General features: G+C 56.2%; 10 protein-coding genes and 1 pseudogene. 6 read left to right on the forward strand and 5 right to left on the reverse strand.

What is annotated here, in order from left to right:
* The first annotated feature begins 5 nt into the window (after nt 1-5).
* The 4 genes from chrA (at nt 6) to ACQK2L_RS25940 (ending at nt 4,510) form a co-directional block, all read left to right on the forward strand.
* A complete protein-coding gene (chrA, locus tag ACQK2L_RS25925) occupies nt 6-1,400 on the forward strand; it encodes a chromate efflux transporter (RefSeq protein ID WP_425399951.1) in 1,395 nt (464 codons plus the stop codon).
* Nucleotides 1,379-2,122, forward strand: a complete 744-nt coding sequence (locus ACQK2L_RS25930; protein WP_425399952.1) for an ABC transporter ATP-binding protein — start codon at nt 1,379-1,381, stop codon at nt 2,120-2,122. The genes chrA and ACQK2L_RS25930 overlap by 22 nt, the downstream gene beginning before the upstream one ends.
* Nucleotides 2,115-2,924 (forward strand): ABC transporter permease, encoded by an 810-nt coding sequence (locus ACQK2L_RS25935; protein WP_425399953.1) that lies wholly within the window; start codon nt 2,115-2,117, stop codon nt 2,922-2,924. The genes ACQK2L_RS25930 and ACQK2L_RS25935 overlap by 8 nt, the downstream gene beginning before the upstream one ends.
* A 419-nt stretch (nt 2,925-3,343) precedes the next feature.
* Nucleotides 3,344-4,510 (forward strand): aspartyl protease family protein, encoded by a 1,167-nt coding sequence (locus ACQK2L_RS25940; protein ID WP_425399954.1) that lies wholly within the window; start codon nt 3,344-3,346, stop codon nt 4,508-4,510.
* Between the two features lie 134 nt (nt 4,511-4,644).
* Here ACQK2L_RS25940 and ACQK2L_RS25945 read toward each other — a convergent pair whose 3' ends face one another.
* The gene (locus ACQK2L_RS25945) at nt 4,645-5,709 is read right to left on the reverse strand and encodes a tyrosine-type recombinase/integrase (RefSeq protein ID WP_425399955.1); all 1,065 of its coding nucleotides are present in this window, start codon (nt 5,707-5,709) and stop codon (nt 4,645-4,647) included.
* Nucleotides 5,710-5,857: 148 nt separating this feature from the next.
* Here ACQK2L_RS25945 and ACQK2L_RS25950 point away from each other — a divergent pair, with 148 nt between their 5' ends.
* Together ACQK2L_RS25950 and ACQK2L_RS25955 are read left to right on the forward strand one after the other, a co-directional pair.
* A complete protein-coding gene (locus ACQK2L_RS25950; protein ID WP_425399956.1) occupies nt 5,858-7,279 on the forward strand; it encodes a hypothetical protein in 1,422 nt (473 codons plus the stop codon).
* Complete coding sequence (locus ACQK2L_RS25955) at nt 7,269-7,649, forward strand: hypothetical protein (RefSeq protein ID WP_425399957.1); 381 nt, start codon at nt 7,269-7,271, stop codon at nt 7,647-7,649. Before ACQK2L_RS25950 ends, ACQK2L_RS25955 begins: the two co-directional genes overlap by 11 nt.
* A 5-nt stretch (nt 7,650-7,654) precedes the next feature.
* On the opposite strand, the gene ACQK2L_RS25960 is transcribed toward ACQK2L_RS25955, so the two are convergent.
* The 4 genes and pseudogenes from ACQK2L_RS25960 to ACQK2L_RS25975 all read right to left on the reverse strand — a co-directional run bounded on the left by ACQK2L_RS25960 (nt 7,655) and on the right by ACQK2L_RS25975 (nt 12,133).
* Nucleotides 7,655-8,323 (reverse strand): hypothetical protein, encoded by a 669-nt coding sequence (locus ACQK2L_RS25960; protein ID WP_425399958.1) that lies wholly within the window; start codon nt 8,321-8,323, stop codon nt 7,655-7,657.
* Between the two features lie 22 nt (nt 8,324-8,345).
* Nucleotides 8,346-8,571, reverse strand: a pseudogene (locus ACQK2L_RS25965) (type II secretion system protein); the annotation flags it as partial.
* A gap of 350 nt (nt 8,572-8,921) precedes the next feature.
* Nucleotides 8,922-11,297, reverse strand: a complete 2,376-nt coding sequence (locus ACQK2L_RS25970) for a PQQ-binding-like beta-propeller repeat protein (RefSeq protein ID WP_425399959.1) — start codon at nt 11,295-11,297, stop codon at nt 8,922-8,924.
* Nucleotides 11,298-11,452: 155 nt separating this feature from the next.
* Nucleotides 11,453-12,133: a hypothetical protein gene (locus ACQK2L_RS25975; RefSeq protein WP_425399960.1), complete on the reverse strand. Its 681-nt coding sequence runs from the start codon at nt 12,131-12,133 to the stop codon at nt 11,453-11,455.
* Between the last annotated feature and the right edge of the window lie 110 nt (nt 12,134-12,243).

The following is a 12,243-nucleotide window of genomic DNA, read 5'->3' on the forward strand; positions in this document are numbered from 1 at the left end:
GTCATATGGAAACCACGAACGGAATCAGTCCCGATGCTCAGCCAATATCGAATAATGCCCACCCGACGTTTCGAGAGGCACTGTGGGTTTGGTGCCGCGTCGCAATGCTCAGCTTTGGTGGCCCGGCTGGGCAGATCGCCGTGATGCACCGAATCCTCGTTGAGGAGAAGCGTTGGGTCAGTGAGAATCGGTTTCTGCACGCGCTGAATTACTGCATGTTGCTGCCCGGTCCGGAAGCTCAGCAGCTTGCAACCTACATCGGCTGGCTGCTGCACCGCACGGTCGGCGGACTAGTCGCGGGACTGCTGTTCGTCCTGCCGGGGTTCGTGAGCATTCTGGTGCTGAGCGTGCTTTATGCCGGTTACCAAGACCTCAGTCTTGTGCAGGGAATCTTCTATGGCCTCAAGCCAGCCGTCGTGGCGGTGGTAATCGAAGCAGTGATCCGCATTGGCAAACGGTCGCTTAAGAACCGCATCATGGTGCTAATCGCGGCATTGGCGTTCGTCGCGATCTTTTTCTTTCAAGTGCCGTTTCCGTTGATCGTGCTTGCGGCGGCAATGGTGGGCTACGCAGGCGGAAGACTGTGGCCCGATACGTTTGTCGTGATCAAGGGGCACGCGACGAAGAATGATGAACCCAACCAGCACGTTATTGCAGATGATCACACGGTTGCCGTTCGCCCCAGCCTGAAACGCACACTCGGTGTGCTGGTTGTCTGGCTGCTCATCTGGTTTCTCCCGATCGCCGGGCTATTGTCCTTCAGCGGGTCGAACAGCGTCTATTCGCAGGAATCATTGTTTTTCAGCAAAACTGCGGTGGTGACGTTCGGCGGAGCGTATTCCGTGCTGGCGTATATCGCTCAAGAAGCAGTTGAGACGCACCACTGGCTGGGACCGGGTGAAATGCTCGACGGGCTGGGGATGGCTGAAACGACGCCCGGCCCGTTGATCCAAGTCGTGCAGTTCGTGGGGTTCATGGGAGCGTATCGGAATCCCGGTGAGCTGCATCCGATGCTGGCGGGCGTGATTGGATCGGTTGTGACGACGTGGGTCACGTTCGTCCCGTGCTTCCTGTGGATATTTCTCGGTGCGCCGTATATCGAATACCTACGAAGAAACCCGTCTCTGAACGCTGCGCTTTCTACCATCACTGCGGCAGTCGTCGGCGTCGTGTTGAACCTGTCAATCTGGTTTTCGCTCCATACGATCTTCGGAAAAGTCAGTGAGACGCATGCTTTCGGTGCGAAAATCCTTATTCCCAACTTTGCGACCCTCGACCTTGCCGCGCTCATCATTGCCACTGCCGCGTTCGTGGCCATGTTTCGATTCAAAACAGGAATGATTTCTACTCTGGGTCTAAGTGCAGTAATTGGGTTGATTTGGTTTTTGATACGGGGATGAGTCGTCGCGTGAATGGTACGAATCATGAAGACACGTCGTCGCCACATCATCCGGCTCTCCTTCAGGCAGTCGGCCTGTGCCGGTCGGCTGGCAACTGTGTACTGTTGGATGATGTATCGCTATCGATTCGTGGCGGTGACCGCATCGCGATTGTCGGCCCCACGGGCAGCGGCAAGACGCTGTTGCTGCGATCTCTCGCCATGCTCGATCGTATCGATGCTGGTGAACTCCGTTGGCACGGCAAGCGTATGCGCCGAAATGAAATCCCAACGCTCCGCAGTCAAGTCGTCTACTTGCAGCAGCGGCCGACCCTGTTGGAAGGAACCGTTGAAGATAACCTGCGACATCCCTTCACGTTGCGAAATCACAAAGACAAGCGATTTGATCGCGGAAGAATCGCTGAGTGGTTGTCACTGCTGAATCGAGATGATTCGTTTCTTCAAAAATCGCAGCGGGATTTGTCTGGGGGTGAATTGCAGTTTACCGCTTTGCTGCGGGCGATCCAGATTGAACCGCGTGTCCTTCTGCTCGACGAGCCGACTGCCGCCCTCGATTCCGCGTCAACGAAGGCGGTCGAAACACTGGTAACCAAATGGCTTGATGAAATGCCATCGGCCCGCGCGACTGTCTGGGTGACGCACAACCACGAACAAGCCGTACATGTGTCGGAGTCTGTATTTCAAGTCAGCAATGGTAAGTTATCACGAGGCGACTATGGATAAGTATGTTGAACTCTCCTATTCGCAAGTGGCCTTGGCCGCCCTCTTAATTGTTGTCAATGGAGCAATCTCGGTTGTGCTCAGGCTGCGAATGGAGTGGTCGCTGCTGATTGCCAGTGCTCGCACAGTAGTTCAACTGCTCCTCGTTGGCTTGGTTCTCGAATGGGTTTTTCGATGGGATCGCTGGTATGTCGTCATAGGGCTGGCATGCATCATGTCACTGATTGCTGGTCTCACTGCGGCCAGTCGCAATGAGCGGCGGTATCCCGGCATCTGGCTGAATACCATCCTATCCGTGTGGGCCAGTGCATGGATCGTCACGTCCTTCGCACTGTTCGCCGTCATGCAGGGAATTGACAGTTGGTACGAGCCGCAATACGCAATTCCGCTGCTGGGAATGGTGCTCGGCAACACGCTTAACGGCATCTCTGTCGGGCTGAACACATTCACCGAAACACTCGTGACCCGTCGTGATCAGGTGGAAACGCTCCTCGCCCTTGGCGCAACTCGCTGGGAAGCCGCCCGAGCGCCAATCCAGCACTCGGTTCGGACCGGCATGATTCCGATCATCAATTCGATGATGGTCGTTGGTATCGTTAGCGTGCCAGGCATGATGACTGGTCAACTCGTGGCCGGGGTCGCTCCGATTCAGGCCGTGAAGTACCAAGTCGTCATTATGTTTCTGATCGCGGCGGCAACGGCTCTGGGCACTGTTGGTGTCGTGCTCTCAAGCTTTTTTCAACTCTTCACGGATGATCATCAATTTCTCGCCCATCAGATCTCCACGCCCTTCACGGTCAAATGAACATCGGCGACCGTCTTCAGTCAATCAAACTGCCGACTCCAATGTGCCCGCCATCTGTGTGGTTTCTTTGTCTTGCCCGCTCACCCCTAAGCCAAAGAGTTGATTCATAGTGGGGAATGCCTATTGGCGACAACAACGACATGTCGTGAGCATCAGAATCAGATCACAAGGTCAGCAAACGCGATATTCCTACTTCACTCTTTGCAACAAGACCCGTGTGCAACATTAATCGCAAATTAAAAGCTTTTCATGCGTGACGAGAGCTGTTGTCTCAATCTCGCCAATATCTTTATCGTGTGGTTTAAGTGAACCCATCAGTCGCTCGGCGTTCTCTGGCTCATTTCAAAAACATAACGGTTGGGGTGTTCGCGCGGTGGGTGCGAGTAGTGTTGTGCCTTTATAGGAGAAAGCGAAACACCATGAACTTCCTACAAGTGGAAACACGGTTTGCGGTACTGCTGTTGACGAGCATACTCGGGCTCGGCCCCTTGTCCGCTCAAGGCATCTCGAATAGTAATGCGTCGGAACGCAAGTCTGCCGAGTTTGTTGTCGGACGCGATGGCCGCCCACTGCTGGTGCTGGTCAGTCTGGATGGAAAGGATTTCCGGTTCATTGTTGACACCGGGGCGGGAAAAACGGCATTCGACCGATCGCTGAGAACTAAGTTGGGCGTGCTTCGGGGAGAACAGCGGCTTCGAACGTCGGCCGGTTTTCTCTCAGTGGAAGTCTTTGATTGTCCGCAGGCAAAGATTGGTCCTTGGGGACTGGATCGCATCGAAACCGTTCTATGTCTCGATCTACAACCAATACGGATGGCCTCCGGGCAAGACATTTTCGGAGTTCTGGGAATGGATTTCTTGAGAAGCTACGCGATGGATGTCGACTTCGATCGGGGCCGAATGCGGTTGATGGAATCTGCTCCGCAGAAGTGGATGCGGCTTGGCCATCGGGTTCCGCTTTCCTGGAAACGAGGCTGCCCTGTGGCGATGGTCGAGCTTCCCGGCAAGCGGCACGAAGGATGTTTTGTTGACACGGGTGCGAACATCACCACGGTTCGAACGAACGTGTATGATGCGCTAAGTCAAGAGGAACTGCTCAAGCCAAGCGATGGGCAGAAAAGCTGGACTGTCAGTGGTGAGGTCGACAATCGTATTGGGTTTGTCGATCAGCTCACACTCGGGCCGTTCTCGCATCGAAATCTCCGTCTCGACCGGGATCCGATGAGCGCATTGGGCTTGAATTACCTGTCGCGGTACAGGCTTCGGTGCGACTTTCCCAACAGCGTGCTCATTGTCGACAAAGGGGAGCGCTTTGATAAACCGGAACCGAACGCCACCAGCGGAATGGCGATCCTTCAAATCGACGGTAGAAAGGTTGTCCATCGCGTTCACCCCGATGGACCTGCGGATCTCGTCGGCCTTCAACGAGGTGATATCATCGTCGAGCTGGACCGTCGGCAAGCATCGAAACTCGACATGTTTGAACTCGGACAAAAACTGATGTTTGAACCTGACCGAAAAGTGTCGATCAAAGTCGAGCGTGGTAACAAGACTCTTAGCGTTGATCTCTTGTTGAAGCGCAGGTAGACGTAATCGACTGTTCGGATCTGGCTGATCTCACGCGACAACGCAGGTGGCGTTTGGCGGCGTATTTTCGATCCGTCGGTGCATCGCACGCTGCGTTTCCAAGTAAATCAGACCTAGCAGAGTGCCATTGCCACTCAAATCGATATCCGCTCGACGATATTGCGTGTCACTTGCCGCTGCCGCCGGTCGTAGAGCCGAGTCGTTCGGGGATCGGAGTGACCGGCCAGAAATTGTACCTCCTCCATGGGAACGCATTGCATTAGAAGGTCAGTAATCGTAGCGACGCGAAATGAGTGTGGTGAAAACTCTTCCGAAAGACCCGCATCGCGGAGTCGGCGTTTGACCATCCGCCCCATGTCGTCTGCGGTCATCCTATTCAGGGTCAGGTGTTTCGTTCGCCGTGTCGTTGTGCGAAACAACGACGACGATTTGTCGGAGTATTCCAAGCAACCGGCCTTCAGATACGCTAGCAAGAACCCCCGCAATTCGTGCCGAACCGGGATCTCACGGTGCTTAGTTCCTTTCTCGGTCATCCGCAAGCAGAACTGGTCGCCGAGATCGTAGAAGTCCCTTCGACGCAAGCGGGAGACGGCTCCGACACGGGCAGCCGTATAAATCAAAATGGCAATAATCGCCCGGTCGCGAAGACCCACAACGTGGCTTACGTTGATGCTGGCAAGCAGCGTCCGACATTGTTTCGCAGAGATTTCCGGCGTTTTTCCTTCGACAGCCTGAAGACGCTCGCCACGAACCGAAGCGGCGGGATTGAGGATGACGACATGTCGCAACACCAACTCGTCAAAAAAATGCCGAATGGCAGACAGGTGAAGTTTCTTGGTGGCCGCTGCATACGGCTGCTCATCCAGATAGCGGCCGACATGAGCCGGTGCAATGCAAACGAGTCGCACCGATCTGGATTGGCACCACGTGAGAAATCGCTCGACCGCGTGGCAATACGCTCGCCTCGTGCCCAGATTCCGAATTCGACCATACACGAATTCTTCCCAGGCGAACCTCGCTGCACCGCTCTCACTCGCAATTAAATCCGGTGGTGGATACTTGCCCTCAATCTGCCCCACCACGTGGACACTTGCTGGAGCATCCGATTGATTACTTGGTAATTCATTCATCAGTTCGACATTTAATCTCCATGCACAGCCATGCCTGCATGCGTTTTCCAACTCAGAGGGATGTTCCATATGCCCTGCACACAATTTACGCATGAGGTTAATGAAGAATGCCGTTCCCTACCAGTTTTTGCTCACCATGTAAGTAACGCCTGAAAACATCTTTTGTCAGTCACTATTAGCACATGGCAGCGAGACTGACCACAAGTTCCAATCTTGGATGATTTCCGAGAGAATTGGTGCTGACTTGGGTTGGTCACAGGACAGGGCCTCGAATGGAATGCATAACAGGGAGCCACTCATGTTCAATCTGATTGTTTCGGGAAACGGTGAGGCGTGGGAGAAGCCGCCCTTGACAATGGACCGCGGTCGGTTTGGCGAGTATAGCGATATCGAGTCTCTGGGGATCTCACTAAAAGAGCCCGCCACGCTTCAAGTGCTTGTCGGGATTCCGACGCTGTTGATGTATGAGCTGGGAGCAAGCGGAGAGAACGTGCGGCTGGTTCGGTACGGCCGACTCACGAAGATTGAGGCAACCGGAAGATACTTGCATTTCGATTTCGAGCCCGACGCGACGAACGGATACCTCTCCCGCACGACCGTTCAGGAATTCTCTGCGGAACTGGGAATGCAGCGATTCGAGGACCACCGAACACATTGGGCCGTCAAAGATGGGGACATCCCCGACGACATTGTGTCTCGCGGCACACCAGCCCCTCCAGAGCGCGACATCAAACTGGTTTCGAGTGAATACGGTGAAGCGGTCGGAAACAACAACCAGAACCGAGTCGATGTGCTGCGTGACGAAATCAGGGCATTTCCGGCTTCTCTGGAGCAGGCAACGGAATTCGTTCGACGCGACTACGAGTCCGTCAACGCATTCGAGGCGATGTCTCATCTCGGTATCGAACGGAAACATGCCCGTAAAGCTGTTGAGTTGGCTCTTGAGCCAGCGAAGCTTGAAGACCTGAAACGGCATCGTCCGTTCTCGCTCGTCACGCTCCTTGAGGATTTCGGCGGGCCAACTGAGTCGGCACGGATCGATGATGTCGTCGACCACTGTGAAACGCTGTTGCGAGGTATTCTTGCCAGACCAAGCACGACCGCAGTTGCGGCGAATGATCTTCGCCCGCTGTGGCAGTGTGTTCGGAGTCACACATTGACACTACGGCTACGCCGCGTGCTGAATAGTTTGATCGCCAAGTTCTCTGGATTCCAAGCTGACGGAGGGTATTGGGTGTCGAGCGACATGCCTGACCGGCGCACCACAGCGATGATGGCGGTGATGTTACAGCGGCTTGGAAACGATAGCCATCGCACGTCGATTCGTGACGCGGTGATTTGGCTTTGCCGCCATCCCGACTACAACGACTTCCTGAGCGGAAGCAGTGATGTCGTGGCTGCCACATTGACGTGCGAGGCGGTACGTCGTTCCGGGATGCTTTCACAGTTGGATCACATCACAGACGCGACCGACTCCTGGATTCTGGCCAGCCAAAGTCCGATGGGTGAATGGCGATCGGAAGGATGGGAGCACGTGGACACGACAGTTCTCGTGCTGGACTACTTTTCACAGGCAAGTTCGATGTTGGAGCAGGTTGACGGTTTTCTGCTTTCGGAAGGCCGAGGAATTGGCCTTTGAAGGTGGAGTCAATAATCGCCGGCTGGCCACGATTTCCTCCGTTCATGCTGTGGAGATGTTCTTGTACGGGCTCTTCGAGCAGCGAGACGACTTGGGAATATCTGCGTTCGTTGACAAAGGCGATCAGACCTTGGGGCCGCGCGATGCACTCGCGGTGCTCCAGCGGAGGCTCCAGGAAGAAGGATTGCTGGCAGCGAATCGTAAGCTGTCTCACAGAGATCAACTGAGCGCGCTGGTTGGTCACCGCGACATGGTGATCCACCGGGCCAGCGAAGTCAGCGAGGAAGAACTGGCAAGGGGGATGAAGGCCGTGGAGCGGTTCATACGCAAATACGGCGATGACCTGATGCAGATTGAACTGCTTCAATGAAGGCATCACCCGCCAACCAAAACCTGCTTGGCAGTAAGCGTCTTAATCGAATGAAGGAGGACAAACACTTGGTGCGTGTTCGTAAACGCTTCGCCGACACACTGGTTTTGGTTTCCATTTCGGTCAACGAGTGTAATCCGGCGGAAACCGGACATTTTCTTGCCACCCACGGGAACGGCAGCTCCGACTTGATCGTTGGGGGAAAAATACTCCGGCCAGTTCAACACGCCAAACTGCTCTTCAAACGACTGCGATGCCACGACGCGTCGCAGGTCGCAGGTGAAACCGAGGTCCCCATGGACGACTGGCGGTTCCAACACCAGGACGAGACAAGCTTTGTGGTGGGTTGAAACGTAGCGGCGGACGGCCGAGTAGATTGACGATCCATAGGTCTTACTTATTCTGACCGGCACAAGGATGCCAACTTTGTGATCGGCTGCTTCTTCGGTGAAAGCGTCGAGCTGAAAAATCACCTCGGTAGCGAAGACGTTGGCTTCTCTTTCAAACTCATCAGCGATCTCTGGAGCCAGTGTCTTCTTGCAGTCTTCGGTGACCGCATAGATGTCTTTTTGCCACGGCAAGACTGCGTGAGCAGTCTCGTGCAATTTGAGAAAAGGCAATTTCGCGATGTGAACCGCCTTGTCGAGGTAGACCAGCCGCGCCGCCACGTGCATGACATCGATCCTTCACTATTCACCGCACCTGGCGGAAAATTGCCGTAGGTATCGTGGTGCATCTGTAGCGCCAGGCCCAGTTGCTTCAGGTTGTTCTGGCAACTCGACCGGTTGGCAGCTTCTCGAGCCGCTTGGACAGCGGGCAGCAGCAGGGCAACGAGGATGCCAATGATGGCAATGACGACAAGCAACTCAACAAGGGTAAACCCTTTGCGATGCTGAACTGTCCGCAGGTCTGCAACGTTCATCATTTTGCCTAACTCACTTTGGGTGTTGAGAGTGCCATGGGATCGCCGATCCCGCGTTGGCAGTTCTACAAGCGTGAGGTGATGAGGTGGTGGAATCGGAATCCCGAATCTCTGACCGTTTCAGAATCGGATCCACCAATACTCGCGATTGTGGAGCAGTTAATACGACATGTCAAGCTTAACGACACAGAATCTTAACGTAAGCTCTTGAGCCTACGTACGTTAGCTTATGCGGCAATTCCTACCAGGCGTTTCAGGGGGTCGCGGCCAACCCCACAGCCAGCTAGGGGCACGGGCATGGCAATTCCCGCAGTCGACGTATGCCGCTCGAAGCCCACAGCGCCCCCCGGTCAGGTGGCAAGGTGGTTGTTTAGCGTGATCTTCGTGACGACACCATCCATGCTGGCACTGAACCATTGAGACTGGTCGGTCGATACAGCCAGGGGAGCAAGGACGAAGAGGCTCGGCGCCACCGCGTGGGTCAGGAACGGTTGTCCATCGTTGGCACTCAACAGAGTGAGCACACCAGTGTCGGACACGGCTCCGATTAATTGGCGCCCTACTCCATCTCGTGTATTTATCGTAGGTACCATTGGTACGCGACCAAGCGGCACTTTCGATTCCCACTGCATGTTGCCGAGTTCATCAAGCCGCACCAGCTTGTCGTCGAGGCGTCGCACGATCACGCTCGCCGTAGGTGACTGCGCACTGGTCGCTGAGACAACGGAAGCTACCTGGTCGCTGACTTGTCCAAGGTACTTTCCATCATGGCTTCGATACCTGCCGAGCGTGTACCCTCGATCGGTGACCCACACCTCGTCGCCTATGGGAACCGGCGGACAGTCAGCGGGCCCATAGTACCTGCTAAACAACTTTTCCTGGCCCGTTGGGCTCGGCGACTTCCAAGCCGTCTCGCCGGTCTTCCGGTCGATCGCGTGCACGTAACCGTCCCACGCGCACACGATCAAGAGGTCGCTTTCGGAGTGGTGCACAGGTGCTTGCTCACTGGCGAAGGTGGCCACGTCTTTCGACCACAGAAGTTCTCGCCGACCTAGATCGATCGCGTGCACTTGGCCATTCGCATCCCCCAAGTACGCGACGTGGTCGATGAAGAGGCTGCCACCAAAGATCGGTGGGAAGTTGCTCTTGAGTTCGATCACACGTCCGTCGTTCGCATTCAGAAAGTGGAGGCAACCGCTGCCGTCTCCAACAAGTATGAGATCATGGTGGCGACTTAACGAATGATACACCTCACTCGATGCTTGGTACTTCCATACCGGCTGCATCGTCTGAGCATCCAGTGCGGTGACGAGTCCGCCGGTGTCGGCAAACAAGAGCAAGTCGATATCGCCATTGCGGAACAACAATGGCGACTTCACACCAGCGGTATTCTGGTAAGTCTCGACGCGGTAATCGTTGGAGTCCGGTTCGATGTTGAACTCCACCGCTTGTTCATTGGCCAACCGCAGCGGGCCCTTCACCGCCTGCGACTGTAGCTCCAGTTGCTGCTGCGTTTCGACGCGCAGCGTGCAGTAGTGCCTGCCGGCGATGAGGTCTTGGCCGTCTAGTGCAACTTCGAAACGATGGCCCTTCCCGCCGGCGCCGGACGCCATCTCGAGCGGCAACGTCTTCGCCTGCTGTTTGGCGTTGTCAATCCACGCGGACACTTCTGGTGGTTGGTCGCGGGATGCGACTCCCGTGGACGTTACCACCCCGTCCAGCAGCAGTTGCTGCTTCGTCGAATCGAACCTGGCGGTCGTAAACTCACAATGAAAACGCGGCGTCGGCCTATCGATGTGGTGGGTGAGAAGCTGAACCGTGCGGGCGCCGCCGTTGGCAGTGGGATGAAAGTGATAGTTCATCCGCAAGACGCCACCCGCAACTCGGGCGGAGGAGTATCCGGTGTTGCGGCGGAAGGTCTCGCCCCCGTTAACCCGCGGAATATTCTGCCACTGCCCTGCGTGCACTTGATGCCAGTGCCCATCGAACATCACAACAACGTGGTGGTGCCGAATGACCTCCCAGAATCGCAACTTGTCGTACTCGCTGGCGAACCCAGAGTCGCGAGACTGTGGGTGGTGCATTGCCAAGAAGACCGGCGTGCCGCGCGAGACCTTGCTCAGATCGTTGGACAGCCACAACAGTGTGCGTTGGTCCCAGCAGGGCAGCGGGTCGAGCGCGCCAGCGGAGTTGAGGCACACAAAATGGCAACCTTCGTGGTCGAAGCTGTACGAATCGTTGCCATAACGCTCGCGAAGGTGATGGTTGATCGACGCCCACGTGTTGTCGTGATTTCCAGGCACGTAGTGCACGGGGCACGAAAACAACCGAGCCAGCCGGAGCCAGTCCTGCCAACAGTCGTCGACGATGCTGTACTCAAACACATCGCCAGTGTGCAGGGCGAACGCCGGCGCCAAAGCGTCCGGTTCTGCCTCCGCTGTCTCGGCTACCTCGGGCAGTCCGTCGCGCCCGATGGCGTTGCTCGATCTTTTGCCGATCCACTCCAAGGCGCGCACACTGCGGCCATCGGCGTCGTACGCCTGCCCGTTGGGGCGTGGACTGAGGTGCGTATCGGACAGATGGAGAAAGGAGAAATCTCCAACCGCGGGATCTTCTGCGGCATCCTCCGCGAGGGCCGACTTCTTGCCCCCGAGCACACTCGCACCCAGCGCCGTGGGCCCGGCGATCAACAGGCGTTGGAACTGTCTGCGTGTGAACCGTGCCATGCGTTTCACCGCTGCAATCGTCGGCGGATGGTCAGAGTCGATAGACTTCCACCCTACCAAATGCCGCCGCTCGATAACAGACTTCCAACCGGTTTCAGCACCAAGCCCGCCGAACCACTACCTGCAACTTGTCGCCAGCGCTCAGCAGTTATCGCCTACGGATTGGGATAGAGATGGAAGTGATAGTGCGTACCGCCATAACCACCGCCCCACAGGTAGGGGTAGTTCATCTGGTCGAGGTACGGGCTGTTCAGATCGTCCATCTTCGATTGCTGGTTCTCGGTCGCCGCTTGCTGCTCCGCACGTAGGTGCGCCTGCTCTTGGTTAGCGGCGGCCGACTCTTCCTCGTTGATGTTGTTGTAGGCTTGCTGCGTTGCGTTGTTGGCTTGCATCGCACGCTGCATTTCGGCCTTGTGAACGTTGTTCATCCACCATTGCTGCGCGGCGGCAGCTTGCTGTGCGCTCTGGGCCGCGTGTGCATGCGCCTGATGCGCTTGGGCCGTTGGGTTGCTCTTGGTCGTGTGCGCGTGCATCGCGGCAAACAACTTCATTTGCTGAGGAGTCATGTCCATCATCGCCTGCATGTGCTGAGCGGCCTCGACCTCGGACATTGTCTGGTTTTCCTGGCCGGTTTTGACGTGATCGGCAACCCATGCGCGGGCGCGGAGCATGTCGGGCGAGTTCCAGGCGGCGTCGCGCTCGGCGCTGGCGGAGCTGCCGGTTGCGGCCTCCTGCGCGTGTGCCCTATCGGCCGACGTCTTCACCCCCGCCAGAACGGCGAGAGCGATCGTTGCGTACAACATTGTCTTAAAGAATGCATTCTTGGGCTGGCGCATGGCAAGGTTCCTCGAGGAGGCTGGAGTTGGTTCGCTATACGATTGTAGGTGCGGAAAATACGGGAGTCGATAGTCGCGAAAAGATGGGGCCAGTTTGACGGCCCGCCCAC

This window comes from Aeoliella sp., assembly GCF_965227375.1.
Lineage (GTDB): Bacteria > Planctomycetota > Planctomycetia > Pirellulales > Lacipirellulaceae > Aeoliella.

What these genes read in the sequence shown, in the direction of transcription:
- ACQK2L_RS25935 (WP_425399953.1), top strand. Translation starts at nt 2,115, where the DNA reads ATGGATAAGTATGTTGAACTCTCCTATTCGCAAGTGGCCTTGGCCGCC.
- chrA (WP_425399951.1), top strand. Translation starts at nt 6, where the DNA reads ATGGAAACCACGAACGGAATCAGTCCCGATGCTCAGCCAATATCGAAT.
- ACQK2L_RS25945 (WP_425399955.1), bottom strand. Translation starts at nt 5,709, where the DNA reads ATGGAACATCCCTCTGAGTTGGAAAACGCATGCAGGCATGGCTGTGCA.
- ACQK2L_RS25960 (WP_425399958.1), bottom strand. Translation starts at nt 8,323, where the DNA reads ATGCACGTGGCGGCGCGGCTGGTCTACCTCGACAAGGCGGTTCACATC.
- ACQK2L_RS25975 (WP_425399960.1), bottom strand. Translation starts at nt 12,133, where the DNA reads ATGCGCCAGCCCAAGAATGCATTCTTTAAGACAATGTTGTACGCAACG.
- ACQK2L_RS25970 (WP_425399959.1), bottom strand. Translation starts at nt 11,297, where the DNA reads ATGGCACGGTTCACACGCAGACAGTTCCAACGCCTGTTGATCGCCGGG.
- ACQK2L_RS25940 (WP_425399954.1), top strand. Translation starts at nt 3,344, where the DNA reads ATGAACTTCCTACAAGTGGAAACACGGTTTGCGGTACTGCTGTTGACG.
- ACQK2L_RS25950 (WP_425399956.1), top strand. Translation starts at nt 5,858, where the DNA reads ATGATTTCCGAGAGAATTGGTGCTGACTTGGGTTGGTCACAGGACAGG.